Origin of the sequence: Rhizobium sp. P40RR-XXII (assembly GCF_012641405.1) — a bacterium.
GTDB lineage: Bacteria > Pseudomonadota > Alphaproteobacteria > Rhizobiales > Rhizobiaceae > Rhizobium.
The window spans coordinates 388,843-406,796 of the sequence record NZ_JABAII010000001.1; the positions used below are offsets into that span (position 1 = coordinate 388,843).

17 protein-coding genes are annotated in these 17,954 nt (G+C 61.2%); 5 read left to right on the forward strand and 12 right to left on the reverse strand.

What is annotated here, in order from left to right:
• Nucleotides 1-6: 6 nt before the first annotated feature.
• The gene (locus HGP16_RS01885; RefSeq protein ID WP_205926340.1) at nt 7-1,566 is read left to right on the forward strand and encodes an indolepyruvate oxidoreductase subunit beta family protein; all 1,560 of its coding nucleotides are present in this window, start codon (nt 7-9) and stop codon (nt 1,564-1,566) included.
• 173 nt (nt 1,567-1,739) lie between these two features.
• Here the strand turns inward: HGP16_RS01885 and HGP16_RS01890 are convergent, their stop codons facing one another.
• The 3 genes from HGP16_RS01890 to HGP16_RS01900 all read right to left on the reverse strand — a co-directional run bounded on the left by HGP16_RS01890 (nt 1,740) and on the right by HGP16_RS01900 (nt 4,717).
• A complete protein-coding gene (locus tag HGP16_RS01890) occupies nt 1,740-2,246 on the reverse strand; it encodes a MarR family winged helix-turn-helix transcriptional regulator (protein ID WP_168838319.1) in 507 nt (168 codons plus the stop codon).
• A gap of 24 nt (nt 2,247-2,270) precedes the next feature.
• A complete protein-coding gene (locus HGP16_RS01895; RefSeq protein ID WP_168838320.1) occupies nt 2,271-3,860 on the reverse strand; it encodes an NAD(P)/FAD-dependent oxidoreductase in 1,590 nt (529 codons plus the stop codon).
• A 74-nt stretch (nt 3,861-3,934) separates the two neighbouring features.
• Complete coding sequence (locus HGP16_RS01900; protein WP_168838321.1) at nt 3,935-4,717, reverse strand: cyclase family protein; 783 nt, start codon at nt 4,715-4,717, stop codon at nt 3,935-3,937.
• 394 nt (nt 4,718-5,111) lie between these two features.
• Here HGP16_RS01900 and HGP16_RS01905 point away from each other — a divergent pair, with 394 nt between their 5' ends.
• Together HGP16_RS01905 and HGP16_RS01910 are read left to right on the forward strand one after the other, a co-directional pair.
• On the forward strand, nt 5,112-6,680 hold the full coding sequence (locus HGP16_RS01905; protein ID WP_168838322.1) for an NAD(P)/FAD-dependent oxidoreductase: 1,569 nt from the start codon (nt 5,112-5,114) through the stop codon (nt 6,678-6,680).
• A gap of 98 nt (nt 6,681-6,778) precedes the next feature.
• Nucleotides 6,779-7,294, forward strand: a complete 516-nt coding sequence (locus HGP16_RS01910; protein WP_168838323.1) for a MarR family winged helix-turn-helix transcriptional regulator — start codon at nt 6,779-6,781, stop codon at nt 7,292-7,294.
• Nucleotides 7,295-7,365: 71 nt separating this feature from the next.
• Here HGP16_RS01910 and HGP16_RS01915 read toward each other — a convergent pair whose 3' ends face one another.
• The 7 genes from HGP16_RS01915 to HGP16_RS01945 all read right to left on the reverse strand — a co-directional run bounded on the left by HGP16_RS01915 (nt 7,366) and on the right by HGP16_RS01945 (nt 14,509).
• On the reverse strand, nt 7,366-8,040 hold the full coding sequence (locus HGP16_RS01915; protein ID WP_168838324.1) for an amino acid ABC transporter permease: 675 nt from the start codon (nt 8,038-8,040) through the stop codon (nt 7,366-7,368).
• A 92-nt stretch (nt 8,041-8,132) separates the two neighbouring features.
• A complete protein-coding gene (locus tag HGP16_RS01920; protein ID WP_168838325.1) occupies nt 8,133-8,930 on the reverse strand; it encodes an ABC transporter substrate-binding protein in 798 nt (265 codons plus the stop codon).
• Nucleotides 8,931-9,010: 80 nt separating this feature from the next.
• The gene (locus HGP16_RS01925; RefSeq protein ID WP_168838326.1) at nt 9,011-10,219 is read right to left on the reverse strand and encodes a pyridoxal phosphate-dependent aminotransferase; all 1,209 of its coding nucleotides are present in this window, start codon (nt 10,217-10,219) and stop codon (nt 9,011-9,013) included.
• Nucleotides 10,220-10,407: 188 nt separating this feature from the next.
• On the reverse strand, nt 10,408-11,190 hold the full coding sequence (locus HGP16_RS01930) for an HpcH/HpaI aldolase/citrate lyase family protein (RefSeq protein WP_168838327.1): 783 nt from the start codon (nt 11,188-11,190) through the stop codon (nt 10,408-10,410).
• Between the two features lie 171 nt (nt 11,191-11,361).
• Entirely contained in the window at nt 11,362-12,642 is a 1,281-nt protein-coding gene (locus tag HGP16_RS01935) for a cysteine desulfurase-like protein (protein ID WP_168838328.1), read from the reverse strand.
• A 102-nt stretch (nt 12,643-12,744) separates the two neighbouring features.
• Nucleotides 12,745-13,467, reverse strand: coding sequence for a GntR family transcriptional regulator (locus HGP16_RS01940; RefSeq protein WP_168838329.1), 723 nt, complete (start codon nt 13,465-13,467; stop codon nt 12,745-12,747).
• Nucleotides 13,468-13,549: 82 nt separating this feature from the next.
• Entirely contained in the window at nt 13,550-14,509 is a 960-nt protein-coding gene (locus HGP16_RS01945) for a DMT family transporter (RefSeq protein ID WP_168838330.1), read from the reverse strand.
• 137 nt (nt 14,510-14,646) lie between these two features.
• Between HGP16_RS01945 and HGP16_RS01950 the strand changes: the two genes are divergently transcribed.
• A complete protein-coding gene (locus tag HGP16_RS01950) occupies nt 14,647-15,408 on the forward strand; it encodes a helix-turn-helix domain-containing protein (protein ID WP_168838331.1) in 762 nt (253 codons plus the stop codon).
• Between the two features lie 3 nt (nt 15,409-15,411).
• Here HGP16_RS01950 and HGP16_RS01955 read toward each other — a convergent pair whose 3' ends face one another.
• A complete protein-coding gene (locus HGP16_RS01955; protein ID WP_168838332.1) occupies nt 15,412-16,296 on the reverse strand; it encodes a sigma-70 family RNA polymerase sigma factor in 885 nt (294 codons plus the stop codon).
• Nucleotides 16,297-16,430: 134 nt separating this feature from the next.
• Here HGP16_RS01955 and HGP16_RS01960 point away from each other — a divergent pair, with 134 nt between their 5' ends.
• Complete coding sequence (locus HGP16_RS01960) at nt 16,431-16,889, forward strand: carboxymuconolactone decarboxylase family protein (protein ID WP_168838333.1); 459 nt, start codon at nt 16,431-16,433, stop codon at nt 16,887-16,889.
• Between the two features lie 59 nt (nt 16,890-16,948).
• Here HGP16_RS01960 and HGP16_RS01965 read toward each other — a convergent pair whose 3' ends face one another.
• Nucleotides 16,949-17,860 (reverse strand): LysR family transcriptional regulator, encoded by a 912-nt coding sequence (locus tag HGP16_RS01965; RefSeq protein WP_168838334.1) that lies wholly within the window; start codon nt 17,858-17,860, stop codon nt 16,949-16,951.
• Between the last annotated feature and the right edge of the window lie 94 nt (nt 17,861-17,954).

The following is a 17,954-nucleotide window of genomic DNA, read 5'->3' on the forward strand; positions in this document are numbered from 1 at the left end:
GGCGATATGAACGAGCATATGAGCATGAGCGATCTTGGCGCTACCAGGCTTTCGACGGACAAGCCGCTGTCGCTTGCCATCCTCGCCATGGGTGGGCAGGGCGGCGGCGTGCTGGCCGACTGGATCGTCGGTCTTGCCGAGGCTGAGGGATGGATGGCGCAGACGACGTCTGTGCCCGGCGTGGCGCAGCGAACGGGCGCGACGATCTACTATATCGAGATGCTGCCGGCCCGCGACGGTCACGAGCCGATTTTTTCGCTGATGCCGACGCCGGGTGATGTCGATGTCGTCATGGCGGCCGAGCTGATGGAGGCCGGCCGCTCGGTGCTGCGCGGTCTGGTCACACCGGACAAAACGCTGCTGATCGCCTCGACGCATCGCTCCTTTGCGGTCGCGGAAAAAGAGAAGCCGGGCGATGGTATCGGCAATGCCGAGGTGGTGGTCGACGCCACGGATTTCGCCGCCAAACGCACCATCGCTTTCGACATGGAAACGATGGCCGTCCGGAACGGTAGCGTGATATCCGCTTCCATGTTCGGCGCACTGGCCGGCTCCGGTGCGCTGCCTTTCGGTAAGCAGGCTTTCGAGGCGATGATCCGCGCCGGCGGCAAGGGTATCGAGCCCAGCCTGAAAGCGTTCAATGCCGCTTTCGACCGCGTCAAGGAGAAGCCGCGCGATGCGGTTTCCGCAACGCCGCCGAAGCATTTCGATGCCCTGCCGGAGACGGCTGGCCATCCGGCGCTCGATCGGCTGGTCAATCGTATCCGGTCAGAATTTCTGGAAGCCGCCTGGCCGCTGCTGTTTGCCGGCGTCAAGAAACTGACCGACTATCAGGATCCGGTCTATGCCGATGAATATCTGAGCCGCGTCGCCACCCTTCATACGCTCGACCGCAAGGCCGGCGGCGGGGATAAGGACTTCGCCTTCACCGTCCAGGCTGCCAAATATGTCGCCGTTGCCATGGCTTACGACGATGTCATTCGTGTTGCCGATCTGAAGGTGCGCGGCTCGCGCTTCGAGCGCGTTCGCAAGGAGGTCGGCGCCAAGGACGACCAGGTCGTCTACATGACCGAATACATGCATCCGCGCATGGATGAGGTCTGCGGTACGATGCCGAAGGCCATGGGCTTGTGGATCGAGAATAGACCCCGCCTGTTTTCGCGGCTCGACCGCTTCGTCAACAAGGGCCGTCGTGTTCAGACCGGCACGCTCTTCTGGTTCTTCGGTCTCTACATGGTCTCGGCGCTACGGCGTATCCGACGTGGCACTTTGCGGCATTTACGCGAGGTGGAGCATCGCGAGGCCTGGCTTGCGGCAGCATCCAATCTGCTGGCCGTGAATTACGATCTCGCGGTTGAGGTGCTCGGTAACCGCCGCCTCGTTAAAGGCTATTCCGATACGCATGCGCGGGGGCTTTCCAAGTTCGATCGCGTCATGTCGGCCCTGCCGCTGCTGCGCGATCGCGACGATGGCGCCGCCTGGATGCGGCGGCTGCGACAGGCGGCCCTTCTGGATGAGAAGGGCGCGGCGCTCGATGGTGCGTTGAAGACTGTGGAGACGCTGTGAGGCAGGGTCGGCCACCCGCCCTCGCGGTTCGAGGGCGCTTGCGCACCACCTCATCGTGAGGGCTAATCCTTCATGCCGATTGCGAAAATCTCTCCGCCTCATCCTGAGGTGCGTCTTGACGCGCAGCGGAAAGATGCCTCGAAGGACGGGCGGCCATAGGCGCCCCAACCTCTTCAAATCTCATGCTTGCGGATGTTGTGCAGCACCTTGTGCAGTGTCGAGATGAAGGTGCGGTATTCGGCCTCTTCGACGCCGTCGAACATCTGCAAGAACAGGTCGTACATGGTCGGCCACACCTTCTCGAAGGCCGCGCGGCCTTCCTCGGTGATCGATACGTCGCGGATGCGCATGTCTTCGGCGCGCGGCTGGCGGCGGATATAGCCCTGCTGTTCGAGGGAGTCCAAGGTGCGGCTCATCGTCGATTGCTCGGTCACGGCGAAGACGGAGAGCTCGTTGATCGTCACGCTGGAGGATACGCTGAGAACGGCGAGCGCACGCATCTTTGCGGTCGTCATGTCGTATTCGCGCAGCTCTTCGGACAGGTTGGCGTTCCAGCGCGCCATCAGCCGGTTCATCAGATAGGGTGCGAAGTGATTGAGGCCGATTTCGCCCATGGTCGGACGCTTCGCGTTCTCATCTCGCTTGCGCCTCAAAACGGTGCCTGAAAACCGTTCCTCCATCGACGATCCTCCCTAGGAAACGTGTTACTTCAGCGATGATGCGAGCAGGAAGCCGGAGCCCCCACCAAGGCCCGCACCGGGATGCGCCGAAGCGCCGATGTGGTAGAGGCCCGTTATGTGGGTGCGGTGGTTAACAGATGACTTGAAGGGACGCCAGATGAAAAGCTGGTCGAGGCCGCAATAGCCGCCATAAGGGTCACCGCCGACGAGGTTCATGTTCATCGCTTCCAGATCACCCGGAGAGTAGGCGCGGCGTGCGAGCTTTATGCCCGAGAAGTTCTCGATGTGGCTGGCAAGCAGCGCCTCGATGCGGTCGGCATAGCGCTCGCGCACCTCTTCCGTCCAGCGGCCGTCCTCCGGCGTTGCGATCTCGCCGGCGGCATCGCCCTTGATATGGCGCGGCGCTTCGGGAAGCTGCAGCCAGAGGATCGACTTACCTTCCGGCGCGCGGCTGGGATCGAGCGCGACCGGTTGCCCGACGCAGACGGTGGGCTCCGCAGGCAAGAGCCCACGCTCGCATTCGTTGGCGGCGCGCGAGACGCCGTCGAGGCCGGAGGTCAGATGCAGCAGCGCCACCTTGCCGAGCTCTGCATCGGCCTTCCAGCGCGGCGGTTCGGAGAGCGCGTAATGGATCTGCATGTCGCCCTTGCCGTACCGATAGCTGGCAACGCCGGATTTGACTTCGGCCGGCAGCGGATCCGGCCAATCCCCCATCAGCCGCTCGTAGAGTTGATTGGGCGTGACCGAGCAAATTACGCCGGATTTGGCTCTCAAAATTTCGCCGCTTGCAAGTCGCACGCCGTCGGCGCGGCGATTGGGGCCTGGAATGATAGCCTCGACATCGGCGCCCACGCGGATTTCGCCGCCATTGTCGGCAATCAGCCGTTCGAAGGCGGCCAGCAGTTTCCCCGCGCCGCCCTTGACGATCGGCGCGCCGCCCAGTTCCAGCGCAAAGCCGATGACCTTCAGCATCTCGGCCGAATAGGCGCTTTCCGGCCCGAGGCCGCAATGAAGCACCCAGGGTGCCCAGAGCGCATGGATATCATCCGAGCGATAGGCAGTTTCGAGGTAGCCGCGCGCCGGCGTCAAGGCCTCGCCGAACCAGGCGGCGAGCTTGCGCAGGCCACGGTTCCAGCCTTGCCCGGCAACGGCTTTCAGGGTCGATCCCGACCATAATGCGCCGCCGAGCAAGGAAAACAGGAACGGCGCGTCGGCGGCAAGGGCCGCCATCTCGCGGGAGAAAGTCTGCCCGTCGCCGAGCGACAACTCGTCGAAGGTGGCGATATTTCGCTGCCTGTCCTTGGAAAAGATCACATGCGAACCGTTAGGTCGCAGAACGCCTGTGGGAAAGTCGGCATGGGCAAATTCCAGACCCCGCGCCTCAAGGTCCCCGCCGATAGCGCCATAGGCCGGCGAGGTGAGGAACAGCACCATGGTCGTTGCCATGACGTCGTGGATGAAGCCGTGCTCGGTGATCTCCTCGGTGCGCAGGCAACCGCCGATGCGGTCGTTGCGCTCGAGGACGAGCACCTTGTGGCCCTTTTTGCCGAGCATCGCGGCTGCGACGAGCGCATTGATGCCGCTGCCGACGATGATGTAATCACGATCGCCCATTGCCGTTGCCCCTCATAGGCAAGATGAACGGAAAGGCCGGAGCCCGCCCCTCGGGTCCCGGCCTCTCCAGCCTATCATGCAATCAATGCCAGTGCACGAACCGGCGAGCCGGTGCCCTTGACGAATTTCAGCGGAGCGGCGATCAGCACGGCGCCCTTGGCCGGAAGCTGATCGAGATTGGAAAGGCTGGCAAGGCCGTAGCGGTTGGCCTTGTGCATAAGGTTGTGCGCCGGGAAGGGCGGGTTCATGCCGCCGGCGGAACCGGCATCGGTGCCGATCGTTTCCGAACCCCAGCCGATGATGCCCTTGGTCAATAGATATTCGATCGCCTCGGCGGTCGGGCCTGGAGAATGCGGGCCGTTTTCATCGGCGTTCAGGAAGGTCTCGGTCGAGCCGTTGCGCTTGTACCAGTCGGTGCGCAGCAGCACCCAGCTGCCGGGCTCGATCGCGCCGTTCTCAGCTTCCCATTCCTTGATGCTGTCGACCGTTAGCAGGTAATCGGGATCGGCCGTGGCTTCCTTGGAGCGGTCGATGACATTGACCGGAGCTACGAAATTCTGCGGCGGGATGGTGTCCGTCGTGTTGTTCGGATGGTCTTTGCCGGTGATCCAGTGACAGGGCGCGTCGAAATGCGTGCCGGTGTGCTCGCCGAGTTCCAGCCAGTTCCAGGCCCAGAAGGGGCCGTCCTGATTGTATTCCGAGATCGTATGGACCTTGACCTTGGGGGTGTTCTTGCCGAACTGTGGCGGCAGGTAGAGCACCGGGGTGTCCGGGCCGAGCGGCGCGGTGAGATCAACGACCTTGACGGAGCCCGAAAGCAGGGCCGAAGCGAGGCTGGCGAGTGCGGTAGCGGTCATATTTTGAGTTCCCCTTGTTGTCGCATGATCCCATGCGAGGAGCCGTTTTTGTGGGTCTTTTATTCGGATCAGGCTTGAAGTCAGTGTCGCCAAGCGCGGGTGCGTTTCCTCCCGGCACCGGTCCGCGCGGCGGCGGAATGGAGGGAGCCTATGTCACAATATATGATATTGCAAGCATTCCGACCTGCTTCCAGAGGGCAAAATTTGGCCTCAATTCGCGTGCGGACCGGATTGGTAAATCACTGAAATAAAACGCTAATCTCTGGGGTATTTTCAAGTGTGCCATTTTAGATTGCAATGATGTCAAGCAATTCGCGTCGGCATATACTTGAAGCTTAAAACTCAGGATGTATGCATGTGATAATAATAATCACAATTCGAAGAGGGGCAAGCGATGAGCTATGATTCGATCATAGTGGGGGCCGGCCATAATGGCCTGGCGGCGGCGGTGCATTTGGCTTCCAAAGGCTGGAAGGTCGTCGTCATCGAGGGCAATGCGGAGCCTGGCGGTGCGGTGAAGACGCGCGAAGTGACGCTGCCGGGTTTCCGGCACGATCTCTGTGCCATGAACCTCTCCATGTTCGCCGGCTCGGCCTTCTTTGCTCAATATAAGAACGAGCTGTCGGCTGAAGGCCTGAGCTTCGTGCCCGCCGCGGATTGCTTCGCCAGCGTTTTTCGCGACGGCACCTATCTCGGCGTCAGCACCGATCTCGAGAAGACCGCAGGCGCCATCGCCGACATATCGCCCCAGGATGCCGCCGCCTGGCGCAACATGCTCTCGCAATTCGGGACGGATGCCCCGCACATCTTCGGCCTGCTCGGCTCGCCGATGCCCTCCATGACTGCCGCCAAGGTCATCTGGAAAGCCTGGCGTCAAAAGGGAATGGGCTGGATCTACGATACGGCGCGCATGCTGTTTGCTTCGCCACGCGATTTTCTCGACGCCCGCTTCCAGAATGCGAAGCTCAAGACGATGATGGCCGCTTGGGGATTGCATCTCGACTTTGCGCCGGATGTTGCTGGCGGTGCGCTGTTTCCCTATCTCGAATCCATGGCCAATCAGGCCTTCGGCATGGTGATCGGCAAGGGTGGCGCCGATACCATCATCAAGGCGATGGCCGCCGTGCTGAAAAGCAAGGGTGGGGAACTGATGCTGGGTACGCGTGTCGACAAGATCGTCACGTCAGGCGGCAAGGCAACGGGCGTCGTTCTCGCCGATGGACGCCACTTTGACGCGAAGCGGGCCGTCATCGCCAATGTCCACCCGCAGATCCTGTTCGGCAAGCTTCTCGACCAGGATGCGTCGCGTCGCGAGTTCGACGGCAAGGTTTCGCGCTTTCGGGCCGGACCCGGCACGATGATGATCCATCTGGCCTTGTCGGGTCTGCCGGACTGGACCGCAGGCAAGGCGCTCCAGAATTTTGCCTATGTGCATATCGCGCCGGATCTCGAAATGATGTCGCGTGTCTATGCCGAGGCGATGGGCGGGCTTCTGCCGGCCGAGCCCGCTTTGGTGATCGGGCAGCCAACGGCGATCGACCCGACGCGCGCGCCTGCGGGGCAGCATGTGCTCTGGATCCAGGTGCGTGTCCTGCCGGCGGAATTTCACGGCGATGCGGCGGGCGAAATCATCGGCGCAAGCTGGGATGAGATCAAAAGTACCTATGCCGAGCGCGTTCTCGATATCGTCGAATGCCATGCGCCCGGCTTGCGTAGCAAAATATTGGGCCAATCGGTGTTTTCACCCATCGATCTCGAACGCGAGAACCCGAATCTTGTCGGCGGCGACAACCTTTCCGGCAGCCATCATCTCGACCAGAATTTCCTATTCCGCCCCGTTGCCGGCTATTCGCGCTATAGGACACCGGTGGCTTCGCTGTTCATGTGCGGAGCTTCGACATGGCCGGGTGCGGGAACGGGGGCCGGTTCCGGTTTCATGTTGGGGAAAATGCTGGCCAGGTGAGCACCATTTGGCTTGACGCGTAAACCTTTGACATTTCAAATGTTGCTCCCTAGATCGTCCACATGAATGAATGTAGAGCATTGAATTGAGCTGACGCGATGGCAGAACCGGAAAGTGCAACCGTTGACCTGGAGATTATCGTTCAGGGGGCGCAGGAAGGCAAAAAGCTGGAGTTGCGACTCTGGTTGCGCATGCTGTCGACCACGAAGCTGATCTCGCAGGAAATTCGTCGCCGACTGCGCAACGAGTTCGGTGCGACCCTGCCGCAATTCGATCTGATGGCGCAGCTCTATCGCGAACGCGAGGGTCTGCGGCTTGGGGAGCTGTCGAAGCGAACCATGGTTACCAACGGCAATGTCACCGGGCTTGTCGAACGGCTGGAAGCGGATGGCCTCGTGCTGCGCGTCACGCCCGATGGCGACCGGCGCGTGACGGTCGCGAAGCTGACGGCGAAGGGAGAAACATCGTTCAGCGCCATGGCCGCAGCGCATGAAGGCTGGCTGCGCGACATGATGGCGGATGTGGATCCCGCTGTTGTCAGCGAGTTGTGGCGGGATATCGGCGCGGTGAAGTCGTCGGTAAGCAACCATCTTTCGGGCGCCGACTTCGATTGATGGCCGCTCTGTCTGTTTGTTTCCGCGCAATTCCATGCGGAAAACCGCTACGCACTTTTCCTTGAATTGCTCTATCTGGCCTGCTCGCCCTTGAATTTCTTCTCGAGCACGCTGACGAGGCGCACCATCGGCCAGAGCAGGATGACGTAAATCACCGCGGCCATGATCAGGGGCGAGGGGTTGGCATAAAGGCCCTGGGCGTTCTGCCCTTCTTTCAGCAATTCCGGCAAGGCCACGGTCGAGGCAAGCGATGTATCCTTGAACATCGACACGCAGTTGCTTGTCGTCGGCGGGATCACGATGCGGACCGCCTGCGGCAGTACGACCTTGTAAAGCGTGATCAGGAAGGGAATACCAAGGGCGGCGGCGGCCTCGAACTGGCCGCGCGGCACGCTTTCGATCCCTGAGCGAAAGACCTCGGCCGAATAGGCAGCCAGCACGATGGAAAATCCAAGGATCGCCGACCACCAGGCGGAAAAGCTGATGCCGACGAAAGGCAGGGCGTAATAGATCAGGATCAGCACGACCAGCATCGGCATGGCGCGCATGATGTCGATATAGGCGATCATCAATAACTGCAGCGGTTTAGGAGCGTAGAGGCGGATCAGGCTGACGACGAGGCCGCCGGTCACGCCGATCAGAATGCTGACCACGCCGAGCGCGATGGTCATCCAAAGCCCGCGCAGCAGTTGGGGGAAAGCCGAGATCATGACGTCGGAATTGAAGAAGGTGTCGACGAAAGACATTGGCACTCCCGCGCGCAAAACGAAGATATGATTTCTTACATCTACGCCGGTTGCTGCGACCGGCGTAGCTCATTTCAGTGATGATCTTTTGATCACGCCTTGGGGATAGGCAATTCGGTGACGGTAGAGGAGCCTGTCGGCGCTTTGCCGCCGAACCACTTTTCGTGGATCTTCTCCAGCGTGCCGTCCTTCTTCATCGCGGTGATGGCATCGTTGATCTTCCCGAGCAACGGCGAATCCTTGGTCATCATCAGGCCGTATTGTTCGCCGGTCTTGATGCGATCCTTGATGGCGAAGCCCTTGGTCTTGACGAAGAGATACTGCATGCCTGGAATATCGCTGACGACGGCATCAATGCGGCTGGCGCCGAGATCGAGGAACATGTCCTGCTGCGAGTTGTAGCCCTTGACGTCGGCAAAGCCCTGCGCTGCCTTGTTGTCATTGACCCATTTTTCACCCGTCGAACCCGACAGCACGCCGACGGTTTTGCCCTTGAGATCGGTAAGGCTTTTGATCGAGCTGCTGTCCTTGGCGGCCACGCCCATGTCGGAGTCGTAATAGGGCTGCGTGAAGGACTGCGATTTCAGGCGCTCCGGCGTAATCGTGATGGACGAGATCGCGACGTCGATGCGCTTGGAGCTGGTTGCCGCGAACAGCGCCTGGAAGCCATAATCGGCGATGTTAGTCGTCATGCCGGCGCGCTTGGCCGCCTCGTTGACGACATCGACCTCGAAGCCTTCGAAGCCGCCATTGGCGGTCTTGTATTCGAAGGGCGGATTGTTCGGATAGGAGCCGACGTTCAGCACGTCGGCGGCATAGGCAAAATGGCTTCCGCCGGCTAGGCCGACGGCGGTCGCAAGGACCAGCAGACTGCGACGAGTAATGGGCATTTTCTTGGTCTCCCTCTGGTTATGGCTGCGGGCTTTTCCTCTCACCCGCGGTATTCCCGTCCGCCTGACCGGCGGCCGTCTCATGTCATCGCGTTGACCATGCGATCGAGCGCGATGCGCATCTGTTCGGTTTCGCGGAAGGTGCACATGCGCAGGAAGGCGCGGGACGATTCGCCGAAGTGGTATCCCGGCGCCAGGCCGACGCGGGCTGTTTCGAGGATACGCTCGCACAGCGCCGTCGCATCGGGTTCGCCCTGCAGCGCGAAGAAGGCATACATGCCGCCGCGCGGTTTCTCCGGCAGGATCATGCCCGGTATCTTCGGCAGCTTCTCATAGGCCAGATCGAGGCCGGCCTTGATGCGTCCGCGGATTTCAGCGACCAGCGGCTCGCCTTCGCGCAAGGCGGCTGCGGCACCGGCCTGAATCATGGCCGAGGTGCCGCTGTTGATATATTGCGTCATGGCGCCGAGCTGATCGGCAACGGCAGACGGGTGCGTCAGCCAGCCGACGCGCCATCCGGTCATCGCCCACGCCTTGGAGAAGCTGTTGATCGCGATCACGCGATCGCCGTCCTCGGCCACCTGCAGGATCGAAGGGGCGATTTCGCGATCGAAATAGAGGCGGGCATAAACCTCGTCGGAGATGATCCAGATGCCGGTGCGGCGGCTGAAATCGAGCAGCGCCTGCATCTCCTCGCGCGACGCCGTCCAGCCCGTTGGGTTGCAAGGGGTCGACAGGAAGATGGCGCGGGTGCGGGCATCGCAGCGAGCGAAAAGCTTGTCGAGATCGAGGCGCCAATCGGTATCGAAATCGAGCGATACGGCGCGTGGCTCGCCGCCGATCAGGTGGATGGCGTTATGAATATTCGGCCATTGCGGCGCGACGTAGACGACATTGGTGCCGACGTCGACGAGCAGCTCGAGGGCCATATAGAGCGCCTGCATGCCGCCAGGCGCGACCGTCGTACGCTCGATGGGGATAGGGCGCTGATGCCAGTGAGTCTGATAGTCCGACAATGCTTCGTTGAGCGTCGCCAGCCCGCGCATATTTGGAACATAGAAAGTCGCACCATCGTCGAGCGCTTTCTTTGCCGCGTCGCGGATGAAGCCGGGTGTCACCACATCGCCTTCGCCGAACCAAAGCGGAATGACGCCGCCGAGTTCGCGTGCGCGCTTGGCAAGCACGGCGATGTTGTCGGTGCGCATGTCGCGGATCTGAGCGCGGATGCCTTCGAGGGCATCGCGGCCTGATATTGCGTTCGGCAAATTATGCTGCGGTCGAAGAGACAAGGAGTTTCCCCTGGGAATCCGGTATTGGAGGGTTCAAACGGCTGCGGAAGCTCTCGCTCTCGCCACCCCTCGATTTCGAATGGTTATCCAAAAACCAATGCATTTCAAGGACAAATTTTAAGCTTAAAAAGTCTGCCTCCTTGCTGGATTTCATTTTGCCTTTCAAAGTGGTAACACCCTGATAGAAATCAACTTTCCTTCTTGTTCTCGCGCTGACCGGCCGCTCTTGCGGCATCGACGCCGGCGGCCAGGCTGGCGCCTAAAAACATCGTGTCGCTTGCCAGTACAAAGAAGCTGATACCGTCTTCCGACCATGCGCCGACATCATCAGGCGAAGGGCGGAAGATGCCGACCGCGCGACCGGCGGATAAAGCCGTTTTTGCGATAGTGCCGATCGCCGCGTCGAGCCTGTCTTTGCCTGCCGGTCCCATGGCGTCGATCGAGACCGAGAGATCGCCGGGGCCGATGAAGATCAGATCGATACCGTCGACGGCCGCGATCTCGGCGACATTGGTAAGCCCCTCGGCCGTTTCGACCTGGATGGCAAGCAGTAGCTCCGCATTGGCCTTGGTGAGGTAATCCGGAATGCGGTAGCCATAGGCAGCAGCGCGACCCGGGCCGACGCCGCGTGTGCCGAGCGGGGGATAGCGGGTGGCCTTAACGGCGGCGCGGGCTTGCTCCGCCGTCGAAACGCGCGGTACCAGCACGCCCGCGGCACCCGCATCCAGAACGGCCGCGATATCCTCAGCCGCATGCCCAGGTACACGGACTATGGCGGGAACGCGATGGACATCGGCGGCGCGGATCAGATCCTCGATGCGCTCGCGGCCGATCTGCGAATGCTCCCAGTCGATGCAGAGGAAATCGACGCCGGAGGCTGCGGTAACTTCGATGGCGACCGGATGCGGAATGGCCGCAAACGTACCGACGAGCAGCTTCTGCTCCATACAATTCCGGCGGAAATCGCTCATCGGCATCCTCATATTTCAGCGGTCCTCTCAACGAGGGATAGACCGAAAAGATACAACTGCGAAGCGGCAATAGCCCTGAACTCAGGGCACCTTCCGTGCCGATCACGCACCGGCACGGAGGCATTACAGTGGCGGAGTTGTTCGGGCGCCGCCACCGCTCACAGGCACGGCTTACTTGCGCCGCGCCATGATCTCGGTCAGGACCGCATCGAACCGCGCGATCTCTTCAACCTTGTTATAATGCACCAGCGACACGCGGATGGCACCCGTTTCCATGGACAGGCCGAGGCGCTTCATCAGGCGCGGTGCGAACATGTGCCCGTCGCGCAGGCCGATGCGCCGCTTGCCCATCTCGTCGGCGAATTCCTGCGGCGTGATGCCTGGCATGTTGAAGCAGATTGTGGGAACGCGCTGCTCCAGGCGAGCCTCGTCGGAGATGCCGTAGATGGTGGCGCCGTGGCGCTTCAGCACCGCGATCATCTCGCGCGACAGTATCAGTTCGTATTGGCGGATCGCACCCATGGCGGCGGCTAACGCCTGACGGCGGCTATGATCGCCGGCAGGCAGGAAGCGACGGCCGAGGCCTTCGAGATATTTGACCGCCGCGTTCATGCCGGCGACGTTCTCATAGGTGAAGGTGCCGACTTCGATCTTGTAAGGCGGCACGTCCGGGATGAAGTCTTCCTTGAACGTCGGCAGCTTGACCAGCGCGTCGTAGCGGCCCCAGAGGAAGCCCATATGCGGCGAGAAATTCTTGTAGCCGGAGCAGACGAGATAGTCGCAGCCCCAGGCCTGAACGTCGATCAGGCCGTGCGGGCCGTAATGGACGCTATCGAGAAAGGTCTCGGCACCGGCGGCCTGTGCCAGTTTGCAGACCGCGGCGACGTCGACGATCGTGCCGATGGAATGCGCCGTGACGGTGCAGGCGACAAGGCGGGTCTTGTCGTTCAGAAGCGGCTTCAGGTCTTCCACGTGCAACGTGCCATCCTCGCGCATGCGCCACCAGACGATCTTCGCGCCATCGGCTTCCAGCGCCATCCAGGTGGCGATGTTGGCATCGTGATCCATGTCGGTGACGACGATCTCGTTGCGCTCGCCGAGCAGCTTGGCAACGCCGAGGCTGACAAGGCGGATGAAGGAGGTGGCGTTCTGGCCGAAGGAGATTTCCTCGGGACGATAGGCATTGACCAGCATAGCGACGCTTTCGCGCGCTTCGTCCAGATTGCGGTCGACGCCCTGACTATGCTGGTATTTCGCCATGCGCTGGACGTTGAAATCGATGAGGTGATTGGCAACCGCGTCGACGACCGCCTGCGGCACCTGCGCACCGCCCGCATTGTCGAGGAAGACGAAATCGCCGGCCTTCTGGATGGCCGGGAACATGGCGCGGACCTCGTCGACCGGGAAGCTGTTGTGGCCGGCGAATTGCGATGCGGAAGCGGCGGAGCTCATGGGGATCTCGCTCTGGACGTTGGGACTGAAACCTCAATTTTGATCATTTGATCACAAAGTACTTTAAGGTTCAACCAAATTTCTCGATCTCTTTTGATAGGCTTAGCGACGAGCCGAGCCGGAGCCCTTGCGCGGTTCGTCCTGCGTGGCCGGGCAATAATCCTGGAGGATTTCGTGGGTGCGTCTGATATCGGCGACGACACCGTCGCGGGCGCCGGCAAAGTTGCCCGCCTTCAGCGCCTTGACGATGGCAACATGCTCGCCGGCGGGATCGAGTTCGCCGCTGCGCATCAGGGGTTCGACCGAGGCGGATAGCATGCGCATGTAGGGGCCGAAACGTAGCCACAATGTCTCGATGAGCTGCAGCAGCACCTCGGAGCCGGAGGCGCGATAGATGGTGAAGTGGAATTGCTGGTTCTTGGCCATCAGGTCGTAGACATTGGCACCGAGGCCGATCACATGCTGTTCCCCGGCGATGCGCTCGAGCGTTTCAATGTCGGTGGGGGTGAGGTTCGGCATGCCGAGTTCGGCCGCCAGACCCTCCACGGCAATGCGGGCGCGGCACAGATCGCCCAACCGGGCAAGGGTGACGATCGGAATACGGGCCGAGCCGTTGGCCGCGACCTCCAGCGCATTTTCCGCCGCCAGCCGGCGCAGCGCCTCGCGCACCGGCATGTTGCTGGTTCCGAAGGTTTCGGCAAGCGAGGCGATGGTCAGGGTCTGGCCCGGATCGAAATTGCCGGCCATCAGCGCGTTCCTGAGCTGCTGATAGACGCTCTCCTGGATCGTCGTTCTGGAGGACACCGGTTCCAGGGCTATGCGCACGCTCGCTTCCTTTTCGCTTCTCGGGACTCGTTCATGGTAGAACGAAGGGCGGGCGAAAGGAAAGGGTTTCCCAGAGCAGTGCTCAGGCTTCCTCGGCCTTCCAGTCCGCCGCATCTGTCGTGGATGCTATTTGACCGTTCTTCACTCGGGTCTTTCGCAGGCCGAGACCGACGCCGATGAGGGCAAGCGCGCCGCCGATGGCGTGATAGGCATGCAGCTGCTCTCCAAGCAACGCCCAGGCCAATGCCGCGACGATAATGGGCAGGAGATTGATCAGCAGCGAGGTTCGGCTCGCGCCGAGCCTCTGAATGCCGATCATCCAGCATAGCGGCGCGACGAGAGAGGTCGGGATCGCGGCATAAAGGATCAGCGGCAGATTGGCCGCGGTGACCGGCGAAATGTCGCCCATCAGGAAGATCGGGATCAGCAGCAAGGTCGAAAAACCGATCTGCCAGAAAAGCTGCTGCCACATCGGAATTGGCATCGCCCAGCGTCTCAGCATCACGCCATAGAGCGCGTTCGAGAGGACGGCGATGATCATTAGGCCGTCGCCGATATGAAAGCCGCCATTCGCCAGCCGCATCGGGTCGCCTTGAGACGTCAGATAGATAAGGCCGACCAGGGAAATTCCGCCACCGGCAATACTCGCGATGCTCAGTTTCTCTCCGGCGAGCAGACTGGCAAAGAACGTCGACATCAGAGGCATCAGCGCAACCATCACACCCATATTGACGGCAGAGGTGGTCTTGGCCGCCTCATAAGCGAGGCTCTGGTAGATCACCATGCCAAGAGCGGCGAGGGTAGCGAGCTTCAGCCAGTGCTGCCGGAGCAGGGCGCGATTGCGCCATGCCGCGCGGCCGACGAAGGGCAGCAGTACGACGAAGGCAAGCAGCCAGCGATAAAAAGAGATGGAGCCCGGGGAGATCACGCCGGCGGACGCTTTGGTGACGACGGTATTGCCGGACCAGATCAGCACCGTCAGCAGGGGCGCAAGTCCGGCCGCACTGACGATGGATGCGGAAGCGTTCGGCTGGGTGCTCATGGGAATGATCTCTCGTCGTCTTCTGGCTTGGGCAAAATGAAGGAAAGCGGACATAGTTCGCCATCCCGAAGCTTTTCTATCGTCTGTCCGAATTCTGGTATATAGCGAAATCAAGACAACGGGAGTGAAATGAGGACATGACTTTCAAGTCTCCACGCATCGAGGGTGATCCGCCGCACCCGGTTTCCTTCCGAACCGAAAACTATAGGGCAGGTACGGTTTTTCCCAGAAAGAGCCAGCCTTGGGGCGAGCTCAACTATGCGCTTATCGGTGTCTGCGAGTTCGACATTGAGGGCGTGCGCTATCTGTCGCCGCCCCATTATGCCATCTGGCTGCCGCCGGATACGATGCATGGCGCCTATAGCCAGCATGACTTGCGCTATGTGACCGTCTACGTCGAACGCGCGCTCTGCCACGATCTGCCGGAGAAGCCTTCCACGCTCAGCATCAGTCCGCTGCTGAAGGCGATCCTGGCGGATTTCGCGGCGCGTGATGTCACCATACCCGAAACTGCCGAGGATCTGCGGCTTGCGCAGGTGCTGGTCGATCAGATTCGCCTGGCGCCACGCTGCGAAAGCTATCTGCCGCTTTCCGACGATCCGCTGCTCGGTCCGGTGCTGAGCGCCCTGCAGGCCGATCCCGGCGACAGGCACTCTCTCTCGGAATGGGCGCGCAGGATGGGGACGACGGAGCGTACTTTATCGCGCCGATGCCAGGACGATCTCGGCCTTTCCTTCAACGAATGGCGACAGCGGTTGAAGCTCGTCGCCGCGCTTTCGCTGATCGAGGCCGGCCAGCCCGTGCACCGGATCGCATCGCGATTGGGCTACAGCAACGCTTCCGCTTTCATCGCGATGTTTCGCAGGCTGACGGGCGCGAGCCCGACACAGATGCGCTAGATCCTATGGCTCGACTAGAACGATTTCCAGCTCGCGCAGCCCCTGCGGATCGGCGACCACGTTGATGTTCGTAATCATGCCGCCCTCGTTGACGGCGCACAGAAGTGCGATGCGTAACTGTCCGCCGATCACCACGATGGCACCGACCGCGCCGTTGATGACGGCGAGCCGGGCTGCCTGCGCGCGGCCGTGGAAGGTCTTGGCGACGTCGGCGCGCCCGCGGATTTCGCTGACCGATCCCATGCGTGCCGCAACGGCGTCCGGCCGGAAGACCGCGTCTGGGTCGAGGACGGCGAGCAATGCCTGCATGTCGCCATGACGCGAGGCGGTGAAGAAGGCCTCGACGACGTGGCGCTGGCGGGTGAGATCGGCCTCTGTCGCCGACGGCGTGTCCTGCACGCGGCGGCGGGCGCGGCTCGCAAGCTGGCGCGTCGCGACCGTCGTGCGGCCGACAATCGGGGCGATGTCGTCGAAAGATACGTCGAACATATCATGCAGGACAAAGGCGAGCCGTTCGGCCGGGTTCAGCTTTTCCAGAACGACCAGAAGGGCGAGACCGACTGAATCGGCCAGCAATGCATCCTGTTCCGGATCGGTGCCGTTTCCGGCTTCATGCGTGACCATCGGTTCGGGGATCTGAACCGTCAGCGGCTCCTCGCGGCGGGATTTGCGGGCGCGCAGCAGGTCGAGGCAGATGCGTGCCGTGACCGTCGTCAGCCATCCGCTGAGATTTTCGACGTCCGAGGTATCGCTCCTGACGAGGCGCAGCCATGTTTCCTGCACCGCATCTTCGGCCTCGGTGCGCGAGCCGAGCATGCGATAGGCAACGGCGCGCAGATGCGGCCGGTTCGCCTCGAATTTTTCAGCTTGCCACTTTTTTTCGTCCATCGGTCACATTCCCTCATCGCGTTTCGTCAGACCCATGACGAGTGAAATCCAGCCGGTGTGACAGCGGATCGGCAGGAAAGTGCATCGTCAGGACATGAGCCGCAACCGTGCTCTCACAATCAGAGGAAATAGATATGCAAGCTCGTATGAAGAACCCCGCCCTCGTTCTGCCCGAAACGCTGCAAGCGCTTCTGGCTGTCAGCAATTCGATCAAGGATCAGGGTCTTTCGGAAAATATCATGGACCTCGTGCATCTGCGCGTCAGCCAGATCAACGGTTGCAGCGTCTGCACGGATATGGGCTTTCGCAAGCTCCAGAAGGCCGGCGAGACGCTGGAGCGAATCGTCGGCGTCTCCGCCTGGCGCGAAATGCCTTATTTTTCGGAGGCCGAGCGCGCGGCTCTGGCCCTCGGCGAAGCGGCCACCCGGCTTGCCGACCGGCCGGATGCCGTCAGCGACGAGATCTGGAACGACGCAGCAAAGCATTTCGACGAAAAGGCACTGGCGGCGCTGATTGTCGCGATCGCGATCGACAATGTCTGGAACCGGCTGAATGCAACGGTCCGCCAGCAGGCAGGCGCATCCTGGAACTGATCGTTCGCAATGAGCGCCACCTTCTTCTCACAGCATGTGGAAGAAGGTGGCCCGCATTTTTAAGCCTCGCCTACTCGCGAGGTCACCAGCAATTTCGCCATCCAATCCACGAAGACACGCACCTTGTTGCTGAGGTGCCGGTTGGGCGGGTAAACGATATGCAGGGGCAACGACGGCCGGGTCCAGTCGGAAAGAATGGGAACGAGTTTGCCGCTGGCAAGCGCGTCCCGAGCCATGAAGCTCGGAACTTGCGCAATGCCGAGCCCCATCAACGCCGCCTGGAGATAGCTGCGGCTGTCATTCACCGAAAGGATATAGCGCGGGCTGATTTCCAGTGCCTCGTTGCCGTGTTCGAACAGGAACGGAATCGTACGGCCGGTTTGCGCGCGAAAATAGCTGACCGCATAATGGCTGGTTTCCAGATCCTCCGGCCGTTCCGGGAAGCCATGCTTGTCGATGTAAAGCGGCGCCGCGCAGGTGACGAGGTGAATTTCACCGACGCGGCGGGCAATCAGCGACTGGTCGCTCGGCATGCCGGCGCGCAGCGCGCAATCGACATTCTCGGCCAGATAATCCACCAGACGGTCGCCGACACCGAGATCGATATGGATATCGGGATAACGCTGATGGAAATCGCACAGCGCCGGCATGACGATCTTCTCGGCGAAGGCGCCGGCCATTTCGACGCGCAGGCGCCCGCTCGGCAGGCTCTGCGAATTGCTGATGCTGCCGTCCAGCTCCTCTATCTCCGAAAGGAGCTGAACCGCGCGTTCGTAATAGAGCGCACCGTCCGTCGTCACCATGACGCGCCGGGTCGTACGGTTGAGGAGCTTGGCATGCAGATGCGCCTCAAGCGACTGGATGAGCGTCGTCACCGTCGCCTTCGGCATGGAAAGGGCGGCTGCGGCGCGGGTGAAATTACCCGTTTCCACCACACGCGCGAATGCCCGCATTGCTGATAACTGATCCATTCTATGATGTCCCTGCACCGTAAAGAAAAGGTGCCGATTGTTTGTAATCGTGAACAGTCTGATCGAATATAAGCTACTTATTCTCGAAGCGGAA

Bases quoted from the DNA above. Each gene is read 5' to 3' on its own strand.
- HGP16_RS01885 (WP_205926340.1), top strand. From the start codon at position 7: ATGAACGAGCATATGAGCATGAGCGATCTTGGCGCTACCAGGCTTTCG.
- HGP16_RS01890 (WP_168838319.1), bottom strand. From the start codon at position 2,246: ATGGAGGAACGGTTTTCAGGCACCGTTTTGAGGCGCAAGCGAGATGAG.
- HGP16_RS01895 (WP_168838320.1), bottom strand. From the start codon at position 3,860: ATGGGCGATCGTGATTACATCATCGTCGGCAGCGGCATCAATGCGCTC.
- HGP16_RS01900 (WP_168838321.1), bottom strand. From the start codon at position 4,717: ATGACCGCTACCGCACTCGCCAGCCTCGCTTCGGCCCTGCTTTCGGGC.
- HGP16_RS01905 (WP_168838322.1), top strand. From the start codon at position 5,112: ATGAGCTATGATTCGATCATAGTGGGGGCCGGCCATAATGGCCTGGCG.
- HGP16_RS01910 (WP_168838323.1), top strand. From the start codon at position 6,779: ATGGCAGAACCGGAAAGTGCAACCGTTGACCTGGAGATTATCGTTCAG.
- HGP16_RS01915 (WP_168838324.1), bottom strand. From the start codon at position 8,040: ATGTCTTTCGTCGACACCTTCTTCAATTCCGACGTCATGATCTCGGCT.
- HGP16_RS01920 (WP_168838325.1), bottom strand. From the start codon at position 8,930: ATGCCCATTACTCGTCGCAGTCTGCTGGTCCTTGCGACCGCCGTCGGC.
- HGP16_RS01930 (WP_168838327.1), bottom strand. From the start codon at position 11,190: ATGAGCGATTTCCGCCGGAATTGTATGGAGCAGAAGCTGCTCGTCGGT.
- HGP16_RS01935 (WP_168838328.1), bottom strand. From the start codon at position 12,642: ATGAGCTCCGCCGCTTCCGCATCGCAATTCGCCGGCCACAACAGCTTC.
- HGP16_RS01945 (WP_168838330.1), bottom strand. From the start codon at position 14,509: ATGAGCACCCAGCCGAACGCTTCCGCATCCATCGTCAGTGCGGCCGGA.
- HGP16_RS01950 (WP_168838331.1), top strand. From the start codon at position 14,647: ATGACTTTCAAGTCTCCACGCATCGAGGGTGATCCGCCGCACCCGGTT.
- HGP16_RS01955 (WP_168838332.1), bottom strand. From the start codon at position 16,296: ATGGACGAAAAAAAGTGGCAAGCTGAAAAATTCGAGGCGAACCGGCCG.
- HGP16_RS01960 (WP_168838333.1), top strand. From the start codon at position 16,431: ATGCAAGCTCGTATGAAGAACCCCGCCCTCGTTCTGCCCGAAACGCTG.
- HGP16_RS01965 (WP_168838334.1), bottom strand. From the start codon at position 17,860: ATGGATCAGTTATCAGCAATGCGGGCATTCGCGCGTGTGGTGGAAACG.